19 protein-coding genes and 1 pseudogene are annotated in these 21,892 nt (G+C 43.5%); 12 read left to right on the forward strand and 8 right to left on the reverse strand.

Annotation, left to right across the window (positions count from 1 at the left end; all coding sequences use genetic code 11):
* Position 1 precedes the first annotated feature (1 nt).
* The 4 genes from B7360_RS16630 (at position 2) to B7360_RS16640 (ending at position 2,833) form a co-directional block, all read left to right on the forward strand.
* A complete protein-coding gene (locus B7360_RS16630) occupies positions 2 to 826 on the forward strand; it encodes a DUF2303 family protein (RefSeq protein WP_085344028.1) in 825 nt (274 codons plus the stop codon).
* A 65-nt stretch (positions 827 to 891) separates the two neighbouring features.
* On the forward strand, positions 892 to 2,016 hold the full coding sequence (locus B7360_RS24650; protein ID WP_101911910.1) for a hypothetical protein: 1,125 nt from the start codon (positions 892 to 894) through the stop codon (positions 2,014 to 2,016).
* Positions 2,013 to 2,639: an MT-A70 family methyltransferase gene (locus B7360_RS16635; protein WP_052712551.1), complete on the forward strand. Its 627-nt coding sequence runs from the start codon at positions 2,013 to 2,015 to the stop codon at positions 2,637 to 2,639. The genes B7360_RS24650 and B7360_RS16635 overlap by 4 nt, the downstream gene beginning before the upstream one ends.
* Positions 2,624 to 2,833, forward strand: a complete 210-nt coding sequence (locus B7360_RS16640) for a hypothetical protein (protein ID WP_025630572.1) — start codon at positions 2,624 to 2,626, stop codon at positions 2,831 to 2,833. The genes B7360_RS16635 and B7360_RS16640 overlap by 16 nt, the downstream gene beginning before the upstream one ends.
* A gap of 424 nt (positions 2,834 to 3,257) precedes the next feature.
* Here the strand turns inward: B7360_RS16640 and B7360_RS16650 are convergent, their stop codons facing one another.
* Positions 3,258 to 3,470, reverse strand: a complete 213-nt coding sequence (locus B7360_RS16650; protein ID WP_021822123.1) for a cold-shock protein — start codon at positions 3,468 to 3,470, stop codon at positions 3,258 to 3,260.
* Between the two features lie 394 nt (positions 3,471 to 3,864).
* Entirely contained in the window at positions 3,865 to 5,025 is a 1,161-nt protein-coding gene (locus B7360_RS16655) for a site-specific integrase (RefSeq protein WP_085344029.1), read from the reverse strand.
* A 489-nt stretch (positions 5,026 to 5,514) separates the two neighbouring features.
* On the opposite strand from B7360_RS16655, the gene B7360_RS16660 reads away from it, so the two are divergent.
* Both B7360_RS16660 and asnS read left to right on the forward strand, forming a co-directional pair.
* Complete coding sequence (locus tag B7360_RS16660) at positions 5,515 to 7,140, forward strand: methyl-accepting chemotaxis protein (RefSeq protein ID WP_085344030.1); 1,626 nt, start codon at positions 5,515 to 5,517, stop codon at positions 7,138 to 7,140.
* 188 nt (positions 7,141 to 7,328) lie between these two features.
* Positions 7,329 to 8,729, forward strand: a complete 1,401-nt coding sequence (gene asnS / locus B7360_RS16665; RefSeq protein WP_046876186.1) for an asparagine--tRNA ligase — start codon at positions 7,329 to 7,331, stop codon at positions 8,727 to 8,729.
* 101 nt (positions 8,730 to 8,830) lie between these two features.
* Here asnS and B7360_RS16670 read toward each other — a convergent pair whose 3' ends face one another.
* Together B7360_RS16670 and B7360_RS16675 are read right to left on the reverse strand one after the other, a co-directional pair.
* Positions 8,831 to 9,049: a hypothetical protein gene (locus B7360_RS16670; protein WP_012841649.1), complete on the reverse strand. Its 219-nt coding sequence runs from the start codon at positions 9,047 to 9,049 to the stop codon at positions 8,831 to 8,833.
* Positions 9,050 to 9,170: 121 nt separating this feature from the next.
* Positions 9,171 to 10,577 (reverse strand): PLP-dependent aminotransferase family protein, encoded by a 1,407-nt coding sequence (locus tag B7360_RS16675; RefSeq protein WP_085344031.1) that lies wholly within the window; start codon positions 10,575 to 10,577, stop codon positions 9,171 to 9,173.
* 259 nt (positions 10,578 to 10,836) lie between these two features.
* Here B7360_RS16675 and B7360_RS16680 point away from each other — a divergent pair, with 259 nt between their 5' ends.
* From B7360_RS16680 to B7360_RS16690, 3 genes are all read left to right on the forward strand, one after another.
* Positions 10,837 to 11,067, forward strand: coding sequence for a hypothetical protein (locus B7360_RS16680; RefSeq protein ID WP_005396877.1), 231 nt, complete (start codon positions 10,837 to 10,839; stop codon positions 11,065 to 11,067).
* A gap of 245 nt (positions 11,068 to 11,312) precedes the next feature.
* Positions 11,313 to 11,612, forward strand: coding sequence for a hypothetical protein (locus tag B7360_RS16685; RefSeq protein WP_085344032.1), 300 nt, complete (start codon positions 11,313 to 11,315; stop codon positions 11,610 to 11,612).
* Positions 11,613 to 11,943: 331 nt separating this feature from the next.
* Complete coding sequence (locus B7360_RS16690; protein WP_012841647.1) at positions 11,944 to 13,134, forward strand: amino acid aminotransferase; 1,191 nt, start codon at positions 11,944 to 11,946, stop codon at positions 13,132 to 13,134.
* Positions 13,135 to 13,216: 82 nt separating this feature from the next.
* On the opposite strand, the gene B7360_RS16695 is transcribed toward B7360_RS16690, so the two are convergent.
* On the reverse strand, positions 13,217 to 13,858 hold the full coding sequence (locus B7360_RS16695) for an outer membrane beta-barrel protein (protein WP_085344033.1): 642 nt from the start codon (positions 13,856 to 13,858) through the stop codon (positions 13,217 to 13,219).
* 318 nt (positions 13,859 to 14,176) lie between these two features.
* Here B7360_RS16695 and B7360_RS16700 point away from each other — a divergent pair, with 318 nt between their 5' ends.
* Positions 14,177 to 16,066 (forward strand): DUF294 nucleotidyltransferase-like domain-containing protein, encoded by a 1,890-nt coding sequence (locus B7360_RS16700; protein ID WP_005396868.1) that lies wholly within the window; start codon positions 14,177 to 14,179, stop codon positions 16,064 to 16,066.
* 8 nt (positions 16,067 to 16,074) lie between these two features.
* Entirely contained in the window at positions 16,075 to 16,794 is a 720-nt protein-coding gene (locus B7360_RS16705) for a 3'-5' exonuclease (protein ID WP_085344034.1), read from the forward strand.
* A gap of 70 nt (positions 16,795 to 16,864) precedes the next feature.
* On the opposite strand, the gene B7360_RS16710 is transcribed toward B7360_RS16705, so the two are convergent.
* Positions 16,865 to 18,748, reverse strand: a complete 1,884-nt coding sequence (locus B7360_RS16710) for a methyl-accepting chemotaxis protein (protein ID WP_012841645.1) — start codon at positions 18,746 to 18,748, stop codon at positions 16,865 to 16,867.
* Between the two features lie 231 nt (positions 18,749 to 18,979).
* Complete coding sequence (locus B7360_RS16715; RefSeq protein WP_005394723.1) at positions 18,980 to 20,551, reverse strand: BCCT family transporter; 1,572 nt, start codon at positions 20,549 to 20,551, stop codon at positions 18,980 to 18,982.
* A gap of 387 nt (positions 20,552 to 20,938) precedes the next feature.
* Between B7360_RS16715 and B7360_RS16720 the strand changes: the two genes are divergently transcribed.
* On the forward strand, positions 20,939 to 21,415 hold the full coding sequence (locus B7360_RS16720) for a MarR family winged helix-turn-helix transcriptional regulator (protein WP_031780419.1): 477 nt from the start codon (positions 20,939 to 20,941) through the stop codon (positions 21,413 to 21,415).
* Between the two features lie 40 nt (positions 21,416 to 21,455).
* On the opposite strand, the pseudogene B7360_RS16725 reads toward B7360_RS16720, so the two are convergent.
* A pseudogene (locus B7360_RS16725) lies at positions 21,456 to 21,803 on the reverse strand (LuxR C-terminal-related transcriptional regulator); the annotation flags it as partial.
* Positions 21,804 to 21,892 lie beyond the last annotated feature (89 nt).

Raw genomic sequence — 21,892 nt, forward strand, 5'->3', positions numbered from 1 at the left:
AATGTCATTTACTAAAGAATCAATTCAAGAACTTGTAAATAAGGGTAGCGTTCCTGAGTTTATTAAAGCTATTGAAGCTAAAAATACGCTTTCCCAACTGATTCTAGTGCCTGACAACTGTTCCCTAAAAGATTTGGAACAGTACCAAGAACACCGCAATAACTTGCGTGGCGAGTTTAATACAATCTCGATCACTGAGTTTGCGAAGTATGCAAAAGACCACCAGCTAGAAGGCTCAAAGACTTTTATTGATGCTGATTCAATGAAAGCTAAAACAATCTTTGACGTTGGTACTAACGACAAAGCTGGTCATCAACTTCACAAGGCTTCAGTATCACTAAAACGCACTGCACCATTTAAAGCGCTGCTAAACATCGACGGCGAACGCATGGAACAACGCGATATGGCTGAGTTCTTGGAAGATTGGAAAGACTACATTTCTGCGTTTGACTCAAACGGCGAACAAATTGAAATGTTCAAAGCGATTGCGGCTGTTCGTGAACTTGATTTTGAACACACTCGCGGCTCAAACCGACAAGTTAGTGATTTCTCTCAATCACAAAGCGAATACGAACGTATTGCGACTAAAACTCGTGAAGATCTTGTGCTACCTACGGCATTTGTATTCACTTGCGAACCATACTCTGGTTTAGGTGATTTCCACTTTGATTTGCGCCTATCAATAATTCGAAATGAACTTTTAATCCTACGCATTAAACGCATGGAAGAGATTCAAGAGAAAATGGCTGAGAAGTTCCTTGAAGTCGTTAAAGAAGAGTTCGCAAACCAATCGGTAGCAATGCCGACTTACATCGGTACTTACTAATGAGTAATGGTTCCCTCGTGAGTGAGGGAACCAAATCAGATAAGTTGTATTCACAAGGTAGACCAATGACCAACCAAACCCAACCTGTAGACGTTGCTGTTAATCACCTTCTAAACATGGTTCAAAACCAACTTGGTAACGTCCTTTCTCTTGTTGAAACCCAAGCACAATTAGTTTCTGAATCTCTAAACTACGAAACCGATCAGTACAACGAACTAATTGATCGAATTGAAAAGGCCGAGTCTGAACGCGACACGCTTGAACTGAAAGTTATTGAGCTGACCAGAGAGAACGAAGCAATTGAACTAGACCACCTAGACAAGCTCAACAAACTACGCAGCGAATTTAACTTACTAAAAGCAAGAACGGCTGATCTTCCTGCACTAAGAGAAGAAGTTAAGCGTTACCGTGAAATGAATCCAGACGCCTTAAAGCAACGCCTAGCTAAATCACGCGCAACTGCTGACGAGCGCTTAAACACAATCAACCGTTTAAAGAAAGAGTCAAGCGACTACCGCAAAGAAAATATTCGTTTGAGAAAGGAAGTAACCCAACTAAGTGAAGCGGCTTTAGAAGCAACGCACCTATGCGAAGAGTACAAAGCTCGATTGCATTTCATTGATGGTGACGTAGAAAAACCATACGTTGGCAAAGACGGTTTAGAGCTATTTATATATCGCTATGGCTACCCTCTGGCATTTAAGCCATTAGTTAAAAACATTAATGTCATTCGCGACTTAAATTTTCATATTGAATTGCGTTCAAATTGGGCGGTTTGTTGTATCGTGAGCGTGTCTGATTGGCTGATCCCCCTTATCCCTACAGTACACGAGTTTGAAGGCCGTATTCCTTCAGAGCTGTATGTGGATCTTCAAGAGATATATACAAACGCTGCTGAAGTTAACCACCAGCATCTAATTGATCGAGTGGAACACTTCAAAGAAGTCACACTTGAATCTGTTTACGACGGTGTAATCACCGAACGAGAATTAAAGCTTCTGAACGATGCAAATTACTTCTCCGTTTACAGCGTAATGCACCCAACTGATGAGCAACTAGCAAAATCAGTTAAGGGCGTTAGCGAAACAAGTGCGTCAAAAATCCGAGCAGCAATTGACGAAAAGATCGTTCAACCTTGGGAACGCGAGAACTGGACGAAAGAACAAGTAAACGAGGTTCGTCGCAAGTGAAATACGATGTGATTTATGCCGATCCGCCTTGGCAATTCAGCTCAAAAAGAACTGGCGGTTCAATGAAAAGCGGCGCTTCACAAAAGTATCCAACAATGACGATAGACGACTTAAAGAAAATGCCAGTTGGTGAACTGGCATCTGATAACTGTTATCTGATCATGTGGTACGTGAACGCCATGCCTAAAGAGGCCTGTGATCTTGCTGAAGCGTGGGGATTTACCGTTAAAAACATAAATGGATTGGTTTGGGGAAAAGAGACTGTTAACGGCTTACCTTTCTTTGGTCTTGGTTACCACACAAGAGCTGGAACAGAATCGGCACTAATCGCGGTTAAAGGTAAACCAAAACCAGCAAGTCGCTCCGTTCGCTCGTTCTTTACGGCACCCGTTGGCGAACATAGTGCCAAGCCACAAGAAGGCCGCGACAAAGTAGAAAAAATCGCAGGACGGTTCGCTAGAAAGCTTGAGCTTTTCCATCGAGGCGAACCAAGAAATGGTTGGGATGTATTCGGCAACCAATCGGCACCAAGTTTAATTTTAGATGAGGTTGGATTCAGAAAACCATACTTAGCGGAAATTCAGCTTCAATATGAGGAATTAGAAAAGTGGAAGAAAAACTAATTAGTATTGAACAATTGCTTGTTAGATATCGCCCTTTTGCAATGCGCGATGGTGAAAACTTCACAAAACGTGGCCTATACAACTGGCGTAAAACAAAGGGATTTCCTGAACCTGTAATCTCTTCACCGAGACTCATTTGGAAAACGGAAGATGTCTTAAGGTGGGAGAAAAATCAAGGTTACGACTTTTTATAACATCTTCTAACTTGCTGTTATATAAGGAGAGCGACAAAGCTATAGCGAATGATATTGTATTGTACTTAATTTGGATTAAGCTTTTACAGCATTCACCCAGATTCCGCCCTCTTTGTGGGCTAACAATGTACCAATAAGGTCTCGAAGCTCAATTCTATTTGTACAAAATGGAGCGCAGGAGGATGCTGATATTTTTGCACCTTTTAATCCACGCATGAAAACAGTTTCCATGCGTAAAGTACTATTACTTTCGTTTATATATTTTATATTGAATGTAGGCATATTTTTCTTAGTCTTAGTTATAATTTATTTTAATACTTTAATTTAAATGGAGATATTTTATGTTCTTTGAGTAATAAATAAATTGTATGGGTTTAGAGGAGATGAGAGTAGTAGAGGTGTGAATACACCTCTACAAATAATTTTATGCAACAACTACATTTGCAGCTTGCAAACCTTTCTGGCCTTGCTCTACTTTAAAGTTAACCTTTTGGCCCTCGGCTAGAGTTTTAAAGCCTTCTGAAACAATAGAGTTAAAGTGAACGAATACATCAGCACTACCATCATCTGGTGTCAAAAATCCGAAACCTTTACTATCGTTAAACCATTTTACAGAACCAGTTTTATTATTAGACATATGTTGTCCCTTATTTTAAATATAATTTACGCGTAACTTGCGAGAGAAGCACTGAAATCTTGAATTATTTAATGTTTATAATGAAGCTAGAGAGGGAAACTCTGAGGATAACAATGAAGGAATTCTGAGGGCTTAACTTAAAAACTTTATTTTTCATTTAATAACTCTGAACTACAACAGAGCAAATTCAGTATCACTAGTTCCGTGTTAAATGTAAAGCTTTATTTTTCACCATAGAGAAAAATAAACATAAAATTACAAAAAACCATTAAGCATCAATCACTTCATGCAACTAGCACTCGCAATCTTACATTCATAGGTTCTAGGTTCAGTGCTAACACCCGTATTTTTACGTGTAGAATCTGTAGACTAATACGCTCAAAAGAGCTCTAAATTAATTACTCTCTTTATAGTTAACTACAGCGTCGTGATAGACTCTCATAGCGTCTAACTGTTGACTTAAATACTGACCTTTGTTGTAGGTTTTCATTTCACCAGCCATTTCATGTCCTAGCATCTTCTCAGCGATATAAGGCTCAATTTTCAAATCACCAAAGTGTGTGGCTAAGGTGTGTCTAAATACGTGTGGCGACCAGCTTGGCAACGCTAACGCCGCTTGCAGCGGTCTAAAACGGCTTTGAAAGCCTTGCACTCCTAACTCCCTACCCCTGTTCGAGATAATCAAGTTCTCAGAGCTTGGATGAAGGTTGTATAAAAACTCAAAGTAACGAAACAAGAAATCTGGAATTGGACGAACGATTAAACGCCCGTTCTTGCTGTTTTCTGGTGGCACTTTCCAAGTTCTACCTTTCAGGTCGATGTTAACTTTCTTGGCCGTTCTCAGCTCTCCGCTACGCGCTCCCGTAAACATGAGAATTAAACAAGCCGCCGCAAACTCAAGAGGATATTCACCAGAACGGCAATAGTCGTAAATTTGCTTGAGCTCTTTGAATGATAAAACCCTATCCCTTGGCTTTGACGGCGCACCAACAAAGCGGCTTTGAATATTGATCAGTTTGTTCTCTTCAATAATGTCTACAGCCATTAGGTATTTGGCACACTGCTTTAATTCTGTCAGCAAGCGAACTGGAACAGTTTTACCTTCAATAGTCTTAATTACGTTGATCCAATCAACGGTTTTCATCTGCTCCCATTCATGAGAGCCAATCTTGCTAATTATGTGTGTATATAGCGCGTTGATAATTAGCTTTGGATATTTGCGTCTTGGGATCAATTCTTCATTAATCCAAAACTCAATACATTCTTGAACGGTTGAGATTTTCTTTTTGGCTTTGTTGTTTCGCGGATCTAAACCTTGCTCAAGCATCTTTTTGGCTTCTCGGTGAATATCCCTAGCCTCTTTTAAAGAAACTTGAGGATAAGTACCGATTGTTAAGATTGCTTGTTTCCCCTTCCAGCGGAAGCGATAGCAAAAGCTAATTTTCCCGCTCTTATAGAAGCGCGCAAGTAGGCCGCCGCCGTCGGCTAAATCTTGGTGTGGTTTGTCTGTTGGAAAGTTATTTTTGGACTTTAAAGCCCGTTCGGTGATGGTCATAGTCTACCCTGTCATATACACAATATATACACACATTGCATTTCTTCAGGCATTTTCCCCATGTTACACGAGGAAACACCATGAAGCTTGCAAGCCCCGTATTTATTGGCCTTACATGATAAACGATGTAAATTTTGGAAGCTATTGGAAAGCCAATGAAACTAAAACATATTCCCTTTGTACAATTCTGTTTTCATCTTGATTCTCAGGCTTTAAAAAGACACGCAATACTAAGGAATTCACTGCCAACAGACAAGTGCTACTCAATACAAGCGTAGCAAAACGCCGTTTGTTCTCAGCGAAAATAATTAAACCTTTGTCCTGATCGTCGTATTTCTGTCATGCGCCAAACATTTGATTACACAGCACTCACATCACAATTACATATCCCCAACATGAGTGGGGTCACAATCATTCATTTCGTTGATCGCAGTGTGCATTTGTGCACATTAAGATTGTGCAGTTCGTTCCAATTACACTTATAAATTTATGCGCTCAACTATCACTTTTAAGCTCTTGCTCGCGTTAATTGCCGTCTTCAGCTGTGTTCTGGCTGCCTCTACGGCTTATCAATACCATCAACAAAAAACCTTAATCAATGATGTTCTCAGTGAACAGCTTCATGATAAGGCTAGTAATTACTTCGATAGCCTAAACATGATGATGCTAACAGGCACCATGTCGCAAAAAGAAACTTTGCGAAAAAAAGCACTCGCTCAAGAAGGGATTGAAGAAGTTCGCGTGTTGCGAGCTGATACCGTCACCAAGCTTTACGGACCAGGACAAGCAAACCAACAACCGGTCGATGATATTGACCAACGAGCTTTAAATGGCGAACTGGTCATTGAGCCAATTTCAGCCAATTGGGGGAACGGACTGGTTGTCGCGCTACCAATGAAATCAAGCGAAAATTATCGTGGCACCAACTGCGTTTCTTGCCATGTAGCACCAGAAGGCGAAGTATTGGGCGCGATTCGTTTGGAATACAACATGAACCACGTCAATTCAATGATCAATAAACAGGCAATGTTTGCGATGGGAATAATGGCCGTTATCGCGTTTGTTGGTTTTATTATAACGATGAGTTTGATTCGTAAGATCATTGTTCGCCCAATACAAAAAACGTCGCAATTCATGGCGAATGTGAGCCATAGTAAAGATCTATCTCAACGACTTATTCATCACCAAAAAGATGAGGTAGGCCAACTTTCTACCGCGATTAATTCGTTTATGGATACGGTATCCGAGAGTTTAGAGCGTGTACAAGACACCTCCCACTCTCTTGCCAATTCAGCCAGTCAGTTAACGGATGTTGCACAATCAACAGACAAAGCGGCCAATAATCAACAATTGGAAACCAGTGACGTACAAAGCAACATCACCGACATGCTGCAACAACAAACCGCCGTTGAAGACTCGACCAATAACGCTACAGCTCTAGTCAACCACACCGTTGATGTTGCTACTCACAGCGCAAGCCAAGCACACAGCGTGAGCGAAGACATCAAACACTTGGTGAGCAATATTGACGGCGTACGGGAAAAAATCAGTTCGTTAAACCAAAGAACCGAAGAAGTGTCGTCCATTCTTGGGGTCATTAAAGGCATTGCAGAACAAACCAACCTACTCGCGTTGAATGCTGCAATTGAAGCCGCCCGAGCCGGAGAGCAAGGACGCGGTTTTGCCGTCGTCGCGGAGGAAGTGCGTAACCTAGCTTCTCGGACCGCCGAAGCCACAGGCAACATTGAGCATATCATTTCTCAATTCCAGCAAGGGAGTGAAGAGTCCTTAGCCTCTGTGGATACTGTCTGCCAGTTTGCTCACCAACGCTCTGTCGATGTCGAGACACTTTCAGTCACGATGCATAACGTTGTCGATGAAATGCATCAAGTTCTGAAACATGCGGAAAACATTCAAAGCCAGACGCAAACCACATCCGACGTCAGTCAGCGTATTCAATCCAAAATTGATGTGATCACACTGCATGCTGACGACACATCGCAATCAGCATCGCACACGCGTGATATTAGTGTTGATTTAGAGCATCTATCCGAACGTTTAGAGCAATTACTTAACCAATTCACACTTTCAGAGCATCAAAGAGTGAATAAATAGAGAGATTCTCCCCATCAAAATGAATATAAAGGTTGATGCGAGCGAATTGACAGGTAATATGTCTCGTTGAATCTGTAAAATGCTACCCAACTCAGCACTTAGCTTGTTTTTTGAACAAAAATGTTATTAGACAAGTACTTTAATAAGTGTTGGGTTGAATTTTTACCTCAATGGAGAATATTGAAAACATGACTTACGCGCCTGTATCAGACGTATTGAAAGGTCAGCTAGCAGTAGACAGCGAAGTGACTGTTCGTGGCTGGATCCGTTCACGTCGTGATTCCAAAGCTGGAATCTCTTTCCTTGCCATATATGACGGCTCTTGTTTCGACCCGATTCAGGCCGTGGTCCCAAATAATCTTAATAATTACGAAGACGAAGTACTAAAGCTAACGACTGGCTGCTCTGTTGAAGTAACTGGTAAGATTGTTGAATCTCCTGCAAAGGGCCAAGACTTCGAACTTGCTGCCACTGGCGTTAAAGTGGTTGGTTGGGTTGAAGACGCAGAAACTTACCCGATGGCAAAAACTCGTCACTCTATTGAGTACCTACGTGAAGTAGCGCACCTACGTCCGCGCACAAACGTAATCGGTGCGGTAGCACGTGTACGTAACTGCCTATCTCAAGCGATCCACCGCTTCTACCACGAGCAAGGTTACTTCTGGGTATCTGCGCCGTTGATCACTGCCTCAGATGCTGAAGGCGCTGGTGAAATGTTCCGCGTTTCTACGCTAGACATGGAAAACCTACCTCGTACAGACGCTGGCAAAGTAGACTACAACGAAGACTTCTTCGGTAAAGAAACTTTCCTTACGGTATCTGGTCAGCTAAACGCGGAAGCTTACGCTTGTGCACTAAGTAAGGTTTACACTTTCGGCCCTACTTTCCGTGCTGAAAACTCAAACACAAGCCGCCACCTAGCAGAGTTCTGGATGGTTGAGCCTGAAGTTGCGTTTGCAGAACTGGACGACGTTGCGAAACTGGCTGAAGACATGCTTAAGTACGTATTCAAAGCAGTACTTGAAGAGCGTCGCGATGACCTTGAGTTCTTTGCTCAGCGCATCGACAAAGAAGCCGTTAGCCGTCTAGAGAACTTTGTTTCTTCTGACTTCGCACAAGTTGACTACACTGACGCGATCCAAATCCTGTTGGATTCTGGCCGTGAGTTCGAATTCCCAGTTGAGTGGGGTATCGATATGTCATCTGAGCACGAGCGTTTCCTAGCGGAAGAGCACTTCAAAGCGCCGGTAATCGTTAAGAACTACCCGAAAGACATCAAAGCATTCTACATGCGTATGAACGATGATGGTAAGACGGTAGCGGCAATGGACGTTCTAGCACCTGGCATCGGTGAAATCATCGGTGGTTCTCAGCGTGAAGAGCGTCTAGACGTACTGGATGCACGTATGCGCGAAATGGGTATCGACCCTGAGCACATGAGCTGGTACCGCGACTTGCGTCGTTACGGCACAGTGCCACACGCAGGCTTTGGTCTAGGCTTTGAGCGTCTAGTATCTTACGTAACAGGCATGGGCAACGTTCGTGACGTGATTCCATTCCCACGTACGCCTCGCTCTGCGAACTTCTAATCACTTTTTAGTGAGACAGAATTAGAAAAGACCTCCCTAGTGGAGGTCTTTTATTTTGTGCTCAACCGTCAATACCATCTGCTAAGTAACTCAAGCTTGAGTTAGTCTTCTTCCTTATCTCTGTCCGCTTTTTCAGCGTACTTTACGCCCACAATACATAAGCCAAACATTACGAAAGGGATCACGGCCGCGGTGTACTCTGTCCATGCCATATGAGAGAAAGACTTCGCCAAAATGAGATGCGCAAATACCAGTAAAAACGCACTAAAAATAGCAACGGCGATTAACCTTAACTCATGTTTAACCAACTGCTTTTTCATCTTAAATCCTGCTTAATCGTCCAAGGCCTGTCGACCTGAATAATGATTGAAGCACAATTTGCAAAAATGGCGCTGATACAGTTGGAGCAAAAAAACACTAAGCAGTTTAATGAGTATCAATTCAGAGTAATTCGCGAAGCAAATCACCTAATCTTTTGATAGCGCGCTCTAAACTCGTTTCTAAAGGAAGCGATGTATTCAGTCTTAAATAGTTTTCGTATTGATCACTTATCGAAAAGAGTTTGCCATAAGCGACAGTAACCTGCTCAGACAATAGTGCTTGATATACCGCTTTACTTGATATTCCATCTGGCAATTTCAGCCAAAGAAAGTAGCCACCATCAGGACGTTGATAGGTAACCTCTTTAGGTAGGTGCTTTGCGAGTAAATGCACGAAGTCAGCTTGACGGTGTTGCAGTGTCTTACGCAGCTTTCTCAGGTGGTTGTCGTAACTGTCGTTTTGTAAGTAATGTGCAACCCCCTGCTGAATAGGGGCACTCCCAGACAATGTCGATATTAACTGGAGCTTTTGAATAGTCTCGTTAAAACGCTTATTCACCACCCAACCCAAGCGATATCCAGGGCATAAACTCTTAGAAAAAGAACCACAATGAAGGACACGCTCTTGCTCATCAAAGGTCTTCAATGAGTTCGGCCTTTTGTCAGAAAAATACAGCTCAGAGTACACATCGTCTTCGATGAGATACACATCATATCGATTGGCTAACTCAACAATGTATCGTTTGTGTTCATCAGACAAAGAAGCTCCGGTTGGATTATGAAAGTTCGTCATTAACCAACAAGCCCGAACGTCTTCATTGGCAAAGGCTGCTTCGATTTGCTCAAGCGAATGCCCACTCTCATCATCGACACTGATTTCTATAGCCTTGAGCCCCAACCGTTCTACTGCTTGAAGTGCGCCATAAAACGTTGGGGATTCGACAACGACGGTATCACCTGGTCGGGTGACCGCTTGCAAACTCAAGTTTAATGCTTCTAGCGCACCGGAAGTAATAACCACATCATCATGGGTTAGTGATATCCCATGATGAATATACCTCTGAGCGACGAGTCGCCTTAACGACTCAGCACCAGGAGGTAGGTTGTCTAGCAACTTATCCGGTCCCATTTTTCGTCCCGAGCTGGCCAAATTACGGTTAAGCGACTCTAAAGGAAACAAACACGGATCCGGAAACGCCGAGCCTAAATGAACAACATCCGATGTTGCTTGGTGCTTCAAAAACGAATACAACTCATCATTCAACTTAGTGCATGGCGTATTGTTGCTTTTAATTCCATTAGTATTGGTGAGACGTTCAAGCTCGGCAGTCACATAGTAACCAGATTGAGGCTTTGCTATCACCCAGCCTTGCGCCTCTAGCAATTGATAGGCTTGTAATACCGTACCTGCACTTACGGAATGATTGCGGCTGGTGACGCGTATTGAAGGCAGCTTCTCCCCTGCTCTCCAAGTATCTTGCTGAATTTGTGCCTTAAACAATTCGGCCAATTGACGGTATCGATTCATGTATCCCTCATTTCACTTGCAGCTGCACCATAGCATACTTCGCGCCAGCATTCTGATATGGCAGTGGTCAATTTAGCAACGTAATTTATCAAGCTTGTTAATAGCAATTTCGACGACGAAGTGAGAATTTATGTTCCATACTTTTACTGATACGTCCGAGTGGTCTTAAATCTTTGCCTTGTCCGAAAAGCAAGGCATTCCACGGAGCTGAGAGTGTTAAATCCACTTAGACATCTATCTTTTAAGCCGGGAGGAAGCGATGAAAGTATTTACAATGGACGATCTCTCTTATCGCGGGAAACATAAAGGTGTACATAGCTGGGACCATCCTGGCGGCACAACCCCTTATTACTGGCATCCTGATTGGTTGCATATCGCTGAAGATGCTTTGGGTGAACACAAAAAGGCTGACCTTGAAGTCCCTGACGGAGAGGCCGCAACAGAAGAGCATGCAAAAGCGGCGATTCTCAAACACTTGAATGACGAGTAGTTTAGGCTCTATCACCGTTCAAGAATAGCGTTAGGCAGGCGAATCCATCGTCGTATGCTTTAAACGCAGATAAAGCCAAAACCTGCCAAATAATAAATTCTTCTGAATGAGAAGTACGCATCGTCTGTAGCTATCGAATGACAAAATAAGTCGATAGTTATCACATTAATTTTCATTACATCTGTTACATTTAGATAGTAATGGTGATGCACACCTCAACTCATGGATTATGAGAGAAAACAATAATGGCGAAATACAACGAAGAAGACATTAAATACAAAGGTGAATCCAACGGCGTACATTCTTGGAGTTCACCTTCCGGCCAACCTTATTATTGGCACCCAGATTGGCTACACGTAGCGGAAGATGCGACGGGCACACACCCGAAACAAAAGCTTGACGTCGAAAAAGCGGAAGTACCAACAGAGAAGCACGCATTAAAAGCAATCTTAAAACATATGAACGACTGGGCGACTGAGAAGTTTTCTTCTAACCCAGACATCGAAACCAATGCGGTTGAGTCTGAAATCCACCTGAAGAAATAACATCAGCCGACATCTATACTTCTTACAAGCAAACGCTCCACCTTTAGTGGGGCGTTTTTGTCTCAACTAGTAACCGCCACTCCACGTAAATCACTAATACAAAGCACTGAAGTCAAACGATTGGTACGTGAACAAAACTTCATCAATCATGGTATAAATCCCCTTCAAACTCTGTGCCTACCAAACGTTTTCATGGCAAAAACTTTAGTTATGTTAGAATTCTGTTTCAAATCGCAACTTTTTTAGGTTTTCTTTTCAGTAACGGTTGTAACCAATATTGCTGAAAGGTATAAATGTTAGCACACCCCTTCGATTAACATGGATGAAGATTATGTTTGAAAAAGTAGTTGCCGCTCCGGCTGACCCTATTCTTGGCCTTACTGAAGAGTTTAAAAAAGATACTCGCGCAGACAAAATTAACCTTGGCGTAGGTATTTACAAAAACGAGCAAGGCGAAACCCCCGTTCTTGCAACAGTAAAGAAAGCTGAAGCAGCACTTGTTGAAACTGAAAAAACCAAATCTTACCTAACTATCGAAGGCACAGCTGAGTACGGCATTGCAGTACAAAAACTGCTTTTCGGCTCTGATGCAGAAATTGTAAACGAAAAACGCGCTAAAACAGCTCAAGCTCCAGGTGGTACTGGTGCATTACGTGTTGCTGGTGAGTTCATTAAACGCCAACTTGGCGATGTAAAAATCTGGATCAGCAACCCTACTTGGGCAAACCACAACGGCGTATTTACTGCCGCTGGTATCGAAACGGCACAATACAGCTACTACAACGCTGAAACAAAAGACAAAGACTTCGATGCGATGCTAAACGATCTGCAATCTGCATCTGAAGGTGACATCGTGCTTCTACACGGCTGCTGCCACAACCCTACTGGTATCGATCCAACTGCTGAAGAATGGGAAACATTGGCGAAACTAGTCGCAGAGAAGAAATTGCTTCCTCTATTTGACTTCGCATACCAAGGCTTTGCTAAAGGTGTGGAAGAGGATGCGGCGGGTCTTCGTACTTTTGCTAAGTACAACAAAGAAATCCTAGTCGCGAGCTCGTTCTCGAAAAACTTTGGCCTTTACAACGAACGCGTTGGTGCCTTCACGTTAGTAGCGGAATCAGAAGAAGTCGCAACAACCGCATTTTCGCAAGTTAAAGCCATTATTCGCTCTATCTACTCTAACCCACCTGCGCACGGCAGCGCGGTCGTGACTCACATTCTTGGCAACGCCGAAATGCGTGCGGAATGGGAAGCTGAAGTAGCAGAAATGCGTGACCGTATCCAAGAGATGCGTGAACTATTTGTAGCGACACTAAAATCAGAAGGTGTGGACGCAGACTTTAGCTTCATCGAACGTCAAAATGGTATGTTCTCTTTCTCTGGCCTATCTAAAGAGCAAGTAAACCGTCTGAAAGAAGAGTTCGGTATTTACATCGTCGGTTCAGGCCGAATCAGTGTTGCTGGTATGACGAAGTCAAATATGGGTCCTCTATGTAAAGGCATTGCAGCGGTTTTATAATCGATAGTCGCATACTTTATTAAAAGGAAAGGTCAGCATAAGCTGACCTTTTTTATTTATTGCCAATAAATGAACCTGTCCGCTAGTAGACAAACTTCAAACTCAGCCCCACTTCATTGACATAATCAGAGCTCTCACCGCTGTAATCGGTATCTCTAAACTGATAAAAAAGACCGGTACCAACAACATCATGCCATTGGTAGTTAAAACCTATCTTAAAATTGTTCTCATCGACGATATCACTGCGGTTAACTTCCACCTCGGCCGTCGCAATAAGTTTTTCACTGAATAAGTAATTCACCCCAACGGTGATGGCTTGATGCAGTTCACTATCTGAAGATAACGTATTATCCGTTTTGTCGTCCGTCGCTTTCGCTTTGATTGCACCTATTCCATATTTACCGTAGATATCGAATTGATCCGTAATCCCATAACGATAACCACCACCAAACAACAAACGGTCAATGCGAAGAGTAAAGTCGTCCGGATGGAAAAACTGCGCCGAGTAATCGACATTAAACAACCAGTTCTCAGTAAATAAGTAATTACCACCGAGTCCAATTGTGGTCGCGTTCGAATTATCTAACCACTCTTCATTTGTGGTTCCGGCACCCACATCCAAGTGAATGTGTTCATACCCAAATTTTTCTGCTTGGTCCATGACCGCCGCGCTAGTTACTGCTGGCAAAGCAGCTAAAGACGCAAGCAATAAACTTCTCACCATTCGACTTCCTTTCATGAGAATTATTTAAACACTGCCCCCAAATCACCTTGAGTGGCTTAGTTCAACAAAAATAACTTAGTTTACAGACGCGGTAACGATTTGAAATCTGCTATGCCTCTAAATCAAGCATTGGCCCAAAATATATCGACCACGTCCGCTCACCTTTTAAGTGACTATATAGTAGTAGAAATGCCGATTCCTTATCGTGCGATATGTCAGAATCTTATGACTGAGTACGAAAATCACGGTTCAGATAAGACTCTGTTTTAAAACTAAGTTAAGATTACTTTATTATTTGCGAACTAAAAGGCACCTTCGATGGATGCAGAACTTCTCGAGATTTATAACTTTCTCGCCAAGTACCCCCCGTTCAATGAACTCCCTGAAGAAACACTAAACAAGGTGACAGAGAGCGTCGAGATCTCGTACTACCGAGAAGATACCCCAATCATCCATTTTGGAGACTATATCCAAGATCTCTACGTGGTGCGAAGCGGTGTCGTAGAAGTTTATCGACGTAAAGGAGAGCTTTATAACCGTCTTGATGAAGGTGACCTCTTTGGTCAAATGGGAATGCTAACCAACAACAAAGTACGCTTTCCAGTAAAAGCCATTGAAGATACTCTGCTCTATTGTATTCCTGGTGACGTTTTCCAAGAAATATACGACAACTTTGATTCCTTTGCAGACTTTGTCGAAGTGGAAAATAGTGCTCGTTTACGCCAAGCCATTTCAGAAAACAAAGATGCCAATGACCTGACGACATCGAAAGTGAAAACCTTGCTGACAGGCGATGCTCATACAATTGATCGTGGACAGACAATCCAGCAAGCCGCGCAGCAGATGGCGAATGACAACGTATCTGCTCTACTTATCGTCGATCCAGATTTCGTTCGTGACGAAGATGACCCACAGTCTCCGGTACTTGGTATTATTACTGACCGTGACTTGTGTACCCGTGTGTTAGCCGAAGGCTTGTCTCCACAGGACGATGTATCAAGTGTGATGACCACTGAAGTCATGTCTCTTGATCACAATGCCTACATCTATGAAGCAATGTTAACCATGCTGCGTTACAACGTGCACCACCTGCCTGTGGTTAAAAACCAATTGCCTATTGGTATTATCGAAACAACCGACATTGTTCGCTATGAATCACAAAACTCGCTCTTATTGGTGAGTAGCATTTTCCAACAACAGACTATCGAAGATTTGGCAGTTGTTGCTGAAGAAGTAAAAAGCAGCTTTGTACGCCTGGTCAACGAAGATGCCAACTCACACATGGTGGGCAGTGCGATGTCCGTGATTGGTCGAAGCTTCAAACAGCGTCTGTTAGAAATGGCTGAAGAAGAGCTTGGCCCACCACCAATTCCTTATTGTTTCCTTGCACTTGGCTCAATGGGACGTGATGAGCAACTGTTGGTGACTGACCAAGATAACGCCATCATTCTAGATGAGACCTACCAAGAAGAGAAACATGGTAAGTACTTCGAAGCTTTAGCAAAATACGTCAGTGATGGATTAGATGCCTGTGGCTACAAGTATTGTACGGGCGATATTATGGCAACCAACCCATTATGGCGCATGACTCGTTCAGAGTGGGAAGAGTGCTTCGCTGACTGGATTGATAACCCGAACCCGAAAGCGCTACTCAACGCGTCCATCTTTTTCGATTTGGATGGCGTTTACGGTCGCTTAAAATGGGCAGAACAATTAACCAGCTTTATTGTTCGTCGTGCGCGTAAAAACAATCGCTTCTTAGCCTGTCTGGCTCGCAACGCACTTAACCGAACGCCGCCACTTGGCTTCTTTAAAGACTTTGTGATGGAGAAAGATGGCAGACACAACAACTCCATCAACCTCAAACGTCGTGGTACGGCTCCTCTGGTCGACTTAATTCGCGTTCACTCTCTGGCGGTTGGCTCACGCGCACAGAATTCGTTTGAGCGTCTCGACGACATCATTGATGCTGGCATTTTGCCAAAAGGTCGTGCACAAGACTTAAAAGACGCACTAGAGTTTATTTCCATGGTGCGTATTCGTCACCAAGCGACGGACGTGGAATTAGGCATTGACCCAGATAACAATATCGAACCAGAAAATCTCTCTGAATTTGAACGTCGCAACCTAAAAGATGCTTTCCAAATCCTAAGCAATGGGCAGAACTTCCTTAAGTTCCGCTACCAAGCGAATAAGAGCTTTAAGTGAGGTTGAACATGATCAAAAAGCTCTTTCAGAAGCCAACCATTCAGTGGCCAACGAAATTTGAACAAAAGTTGGAGATGGCTAAAGATGAGAATTTAATTGCGTTTTATAGCAATAAACCACCTGCACCAGAGACCCCCCTGTCTGAGGTGGAGTTCGTCGCGCTAGATTTCGAAACGACGGGGTTGAACCCCGAAAAACATGACATCATTACCATTGGTTTAGTGCCGTTTAACTTGAAGCGGATTTTTTTGCGCAATTCGCGTCATTGGAAAGTTCGCCCGCAGCGAGCACTCGATGAAGACTCAGTAATCATACATGGTATTACTCACAGTGAATTGATTGATGCACCTGACTTGGGTGACATCCTAAGCGAGCTACTACCATGCTTAAGCGGAAAAATCATTGTTGTGCATTATCGTCGTATCGAGAGAGAATTTCTGGATAAAGCACTCAAAAACCGTTTAGGTGAAGGAATTGAGTTTCCAGTGATAGATACGCTGCATCTTGAAGAAACCATTCAACAGAAACGCTCTGGCTCACTCTGGGAGCGTTTAAAAGGGAAAAAGCCAGAATCGGTTCGGCTAGCGCAATCTCGACGCCGTTATGGTCTGCCAGACTATACCCCTCACCATGCATTAACCGATGCAATTGCTACGGCAGAACTGCTACAAGCGCAAATCGCCCATCATTATAGCGAAGACCAACCGATCAGTGAGTTCTGGCTATAACGTCTTGCTAGCTTAATAAGCGATCAAAAAAGGAGCCAAATGGCTCCTTTTTATTTAGGTCGGTATCCGATTACAGCTTAAAGCGTTGAATCTCTTGCTCTAATTCGTGTGAAAGCTCAGATAGGTGGGCAGCTTGTTCTGCTGCTTGATGAGCTTCTACCGACAGCTCGTTAGAAACGTCACGAATGCCTTCAGTATTACGCGTGATCTCGGTTGTTACCGATGCTTGCTCTTCTGCCGCCGATGCAATCTGCGTTGCCATGTCACTGATACGCTCAACAGCAGTATGGATTTGCGTCAAGCTCGCTGCAGCCGCGTTCGCATCATCAACACTGGTGTCAGCCAGACGACGGCTATCACCCATGATGCCAACCGCTTTCGCTGTTGTGCCCTGTAGCATCTCGATAGTTTCTTGAATCTCTTGCGTTGAAGCATGAGTGCGTTGGCTCAATACGCGAACTTCATCCGCAACCACAGCAAAGCCACGGCCTTGTTCACCTGCACGTGCTGCTTCAATTGCCGCGTTAAGTGCAAGTAGGTTTGTTTGCTCAGCAATACCTTGAATCGTTGATAGAATCGTATTGATGCTATTTCCGTGTGCTTCTAGCTCTTGAATCACATCAGTGGCGACTTGAACTTCTTGCGCCAAGTTCTGGATAGAACCTTGCGTCTGAGTCACTTGGCTAGAACCGTGTGAACAAGCTTGAACCGCTTCCTCTGAGTTACTTGCCGTGCTATCTGCATTACCTGCAATTTCTTGTGTCGCTGCAGCCATTTCGTTCACAGCCGTCGCCACCATGTTGATTTCATCTTGCTGGTAAGAGATACGCTGACTGCGCTCTTCAGCTTGCTGTGCCGTCGTGCGTGCTTGCTCTGAAAGCGCAGATGATACGTGGCTAAGCTTGGTCACCATCGTGTGCATGTTACCAACAAAGCGGTTGAAGTTTTCAGCCAATTTACCGACTTCATCATCACTGCGTGGTTCTAGTCGTTGCGTTAAGTCACCTTCACCAGATGCAATTTCCTCAAGTGCATTTGATACACGGCTCAAGTCACGGAACAAGAAACCAACCAACCAAGATACCGCAAGAATAACCACAATGGTGATCATCACTGCAGTGATCAATAGGTCACGTAGCAATACCGCATGCCCTGCTTCTTCCGTTGCGCGATCCATTTCAATCGCGAACATCCAATGCGTGCCAGGTACTTTATTAAAGTAGTAAAGCTTCTCTTTGCCTTTGATTACCGTATCTTCGATACGACCTTCATCTGCAGCGCGCTCGATTGCCTCTTCTGAAAAGTCTTTTAGAACACTGGTGATAGGCTTAAGCGTTAAGCTTTTATCAGGATGCGCTAGGAACGTACCTTCGTTCATATCGATTAACATCGCATGCGCGTTTTCACCTGCATCTAGGTTAATCACGTCGCTGATGAGCTGATCGATCAGTACATCTGCACCAACAACACCAACAAACTGACCATTTTTCATTACTGGCTCAGCAATGGTTACAAGCAGCGCGTTAGTGATTGCATCTTGATATGCAGCTGTGATGATCTGCTTACCTGCGGCGTTAGCATCTTTGTACCAAGGACGAGTACGAGGGTCGTAATCAGCACGGTTACGCTCAGGGTGAGAGCGATACATATCACCGTTTGGTGTACCAAGGAAGATGTCATCAAAGCCACCAGCCTTGCGAGCTTGTTGTAGGAAAGGGACAACGTCTTGCTCTGTCGAGTAGTCGTTGAATGCGGTAGCAATATCTTTGCGGATATTGACCCAATCAGAAATTCCTTCTGACGCAGTAGTACTTAGACTTTGCGCACGTGAATAGACACCTGAACGAGTCTGATCAAATAATTGACCAGCCGACAACCAAGTAAGTGCTGTTGCCATCACAACAACAGCAGAAAGGCTTGCGCCAATAAGCTTTTGTTTTAATGATAATTTCATATTTATAGTTTTTGAGTTGGGAGAACAGTTAAGGTGTGTGAATATTACACACTTTTTCACGACTATTCACTAATTTTTAAAAAACAAAATAGCACATTAACTCTTTGTAAAATATGAACTTTCATGTGTCATTTTTTTGTCTCACCGTCATAAAAACCGCACAAAAAAAGCCAGCAAAAATGCTGGCCTTTTGATTACTTGTTACTCAGACAGATTTATAAAATGCCTGAGTTATTGACGTTCTGTTCTCATACCCATCAATAAGCTCACACACATTGCAAGCAGAATGAAGGTAAACGGTAGTGCTGTAGAAATTGCACCTGCCTGAAGCGCTTGAACCGCTTCTGAGCCACCAATCCACAGTAGAGCAACCGCAATTGCACCTTCCATAAATGCCCAGAAAACACGTTGAAGTACAGGAGCGTCGACTTTACCGCCCGCTGTGATGCTGTCGATAACAAGTGAACCAGAGTCAGAAGACGTGATGAAGAACACAAGTACCAACACAACAGCAATGATTGAAAGCATGCTACCAAATGGAAGAACATCGAACATTTGGAACATAGCAAGTGAAACGTCAGTCAAACCATTCGTGCCCAACTCACCTACTTTATCAACAACTTGCTCGATCGCTAGACCACCAAATACTGACATCCAAACAACAGTAACAGCGGTTGGAACCAATAGAACGGCTGTAATGAATTCGCGAACGGTACGACCGCGAGAAACACGCGCAATGAACATACCTACGAATGGTGACCATGAAATCCACCAAGCCCAGTAGAATACTGTCCAGCCTTGGAACCATGCTTCATCTGTACGACCAAACGGGTTACTTAGCGGAATAATATTCTCTACGTATGCCATAAGTGTGGTTGGAATCGAACCTAGACTCGCCGCCCAACCGATAAGACCAACAAGAATCAGTAGCAAGAACGCCACAACCATGTTGATGTTACTAATGACCTTAACGCCACCATCAATACCACGTACGACTGAAACAACAGCAAGCAAAGTTACAACGGTAATGACGACGATTTGTAGGCCCAGGCCTGGCTCAACACCAAATACGTGATGAATACCACTTGCCGCTTGTTGTGCACCTAAGCCCAGTGACGTTGCAAGACCAAACAAGGTCGCAAGAACGGCCAAGATATCCACGATATGACCAGCCCAGCCCCACGCGCGATCACCCAGAAGCGGGTAGAAGATCGAGCGCATAGAAAGCGGTAAACCTTTGTTGTAGGCAAAGAATGCTAAAGAAAGTGCTACAACACCGTAAATTGCCCATGGGTGAAGACCCCAGTGGAACATCGTCGCACCCAGTGCCAATCTCGCTGCTTCTGGTGTGTTTGCTTCAACACCGAGTGGCGTTTCATACCAACCAGTGAAGTAAGCGACAGGTTCTGCGACACTCCAGAACATTAAACCGATACCCATACCAGCCGCAAATAGCATTGCAAGCCATGACATGAACGAGTAATCGGCAACAGCGTCTTTACCACCTAGGCGGATTTTACCCATTGGCGAAACGATAAGTGCCAAACAGAAAATAACGAAAATATTACCTGCAATAATGAACAACCAATCGAATGAACCAATGATCTTCCATTTCAGCCCATCAAGTGCCGTCTTTGCGGTATGTGCATCTAGAACTAATGCAGCGACAAGAAACAGCGCAATTAAACCTGCACTAATACCAAAAACTGGGTTATGAACATCAAAACCCCATTTTTGAACGTTGTCTTGACCTACCGTATAGTCGGTACTATCGATACTGTACTTATCTATACCCTTTGTCATCGTTCCTCTCTATTTTTGTACTGTTTTTACGTACCAAACAAAAAAATCTTTCGAACACGATACGTTTTACATTCCGTGAAGGCGCAAGATCCTATCATTTGACACGTTTTTGTCTATCTTTTTGCTATGAAAAAATCCAATAACTTACTTTTCACTCAGCAATTTCCGCCTTTAAAAGGATAAACCACTAGCGCAATAGTTAGACCACAAACATTTATTGCTATAATAATTTTAGGTCTTCTTATTTTGTCTACACGACGCAACAAAATGAAATTGGAGACACTACTTAAAATTGTAGTGGTAATTTTTGATTCCACCCCTTTAAATAAGGGCGCATTTAAGTTAGTGTCGCCTCGATAAATGTTCCCTACAGACTGGATGAATAAATTGGAAAAGTACGAAGAAGTATTGGTCTCGATTCGTCAGATCATCCGCGCTATTGATTTACATTCTAAAAAGCTGAGCAAAGAGTCTGGATTGACCGCTCCACAGTTGATTTTGATGCGTGCTATCAATGAGTTAGATAACGTAACGATTAAACAGTTGTCTAGCCACACTAACATGAGCCAAGCGACCGCAACGACCATTCTAGATAGACTAGAACGAGGCCAGTTTGTTGAGCGTCAACGCAGTGTTCAAGACAAGCGTAAAGTGCATGCTGTACTTACGAGCAAAGGCCAAGAAGCCCTAAAGCAAGCACCAACGCCATTGCAGGAACACTTCATTAATCGATTCCAAAAACTGGAAGAATGGGAGCAGTCTCTGCTGCTATCTTCCGTTCAACGCATCTCAACAATGATGAATGCAGAGGATATCGATGTCGCTCCAATGCTAGAGCTTGGCAGCATTACAAAAGTCGATTAATTTCGCTCTCACGTGCTCGCTTTTTGCGGGCACTACTCTCCTACTCAGTTAACCCTGTTTCAAACGCATATTTCGCTAGCTCTGCCGTCGAATGTAAATCCAACTTGTGCTTAATGTTATGGCGATGCGTTTCTACCGTTCGGTAGCTAATGTTAAGTAGTGTGGCTATTTTCTTACTGCTGTTTCCTTGAGCGACTAATTTAAGCACCGCTTCTTCCCTGCGGCTGAGTGGATTCGTTTTTTGAGTGGCTGGCACCACCTCTTGGGTAAAAAGCGTTTGTGTGACAGACTCACAGAAATACGTTGAACCTTGATTCACCGTTTTTATCGCTTGCACCATTTTCTCGGCCGAGATTTCCTTGAGCATGTACCCTACTGCGCCCACCTCAGAAGGTTTTAAATATAGTCATCGCACCAGAATGTTATAAAAAATGGACAAATACGTATTCTTGGCTAAGTTTGAGATACCAGTTAAGG

Source organism: Vibrio sp. ArtGut-C1, assembly GCF_002105475.1.
In the GTDB taxonomy this organism is placed as follows: Bacteria; Pseudomonadota; Gammaproteobacteria; order Enterobacterales; family Vibrionaceae; genus Vibrio; species Vibrio diabolicus.

What these genes read in the sequence shown, in the direction of transcription:
- B7360_RS16675 (WP_085344031.1), bottom strand. Translation starts at nt 10,577, where the DNA reads ATGAATCGATACCGTCAATTGGCCGAATTGTTTAAGGCACAAATTCAG.
- B7360_RS16700 (WP_005396868.1), top strand. Translation starts at nt 14,177, where the DNA reads ATGGATGCAGAACTTCTCGAGATTTATAACTTTCTCGCCAAGTACCCC.
- B7360_RS16670 (WP_012841649.1), bottom strand. Translation starts at nt 9,049, where the DNA reads ATGAAAAAGCAGTTGGTTAAACATGAGTTAAGGTTAATCGCCGTTGCT.
- B7360_RS16690 (WP_012841647.1), top strand. Translation starts at nt 11,944, where the DNA reads ATGTTTGAAAAAGTAGTTGCCGCTCCGGCTGACCCTATTCTTGGCCTT.
- B7360_RS16710 (WP_012841645.1), bottom strand. Translation starts at nt 18,748, where the DNA reads ATGAAATTATCATTAAAACAAAAGCTTATTGGCGCAAGCCTTTCTGCT.
- B7360_RS16685 (WP_085344032.1), top strand. Translation starts at nt 11,313, where the DNA reads ATGGCGAAATACAACGAAGAAGACATTAAATACAAAGGTGAATCCAAC.
- B7360_RS16715 (WP_005394723.1), bottom strand. Translation starts at nt 20,551, where the DNA reads ATGACAAAGGGTATAGATAAGTACAGTATCGATAGTACCGACTATACG.
- B7360_RS16655 (WP_085344029.1), bottom strand. Translation starts at nt 5,025, where the DNA reads ATGACCATCACCGAACGGGCTTTAAAGTCCAAAAATAACTTTCCAACA.
- B7360_RS16650 (WP_021822123.1), bottom strand. Translation starts at nt 3,470, where the DNA reads ATGTCTAATAATAAAACTGGTTCTGTAAAATGGTTTAACGATAGTAAA.
- B7360_RS16705 (WP_085344034.1), top strand. Translation starts at nt 16,075, where the DNA reads ATGATCAAAAAGCTCTTTCAGAAGCCAACCATTCAGTGGCCAACGAAA.
- asnS (WP_046876186.1), top strand. Translation starts at nt 7,329, where the DNA reads ATGACTTACGCGCCTGTATCAGACGTATTGAAAGGTCAGCTAGCAGTA.
- B7360_RS16660 (WP_085344030.1), top strand. Translation starts at nt 5,515, where the DNA reads ATGCGCTCAACTATCACTTTTAAGCTCTTGCTCGCGTTAATTGCCGTC.
- B7360_RS24650 (WP_101911910.1), top strand. Translation starts at nt 892, where the DNA reads ATGACCAACCAAACCCAACCTGTAGACGTTGCTGTTAATCACCTTCTA.
- B7360_RS16680 (WP_005396877.1), top strand. Translation starts at nt 10,837, where the DNA reads ATGAAAGTATTTACAATGGACGATCTCTCTTATCGCGGGAAACATAAA.
- B7360_RS16630 (WP_085344028.1), top strand. Translation starts at nt 2, where the DNA reads ATGTCATTTACTAAAGAATCAATTCAAGAACTTGTAAATAAGGGTAGC.
- B7360_RS16695 (WP_085344033.1), bottom strand. Translation starts at nt 13,858, where the DNA reads ATGGTGAGAAGTTTATTGCTTGCGTCTTTAGCTGCTTTGCCAGCAGTA.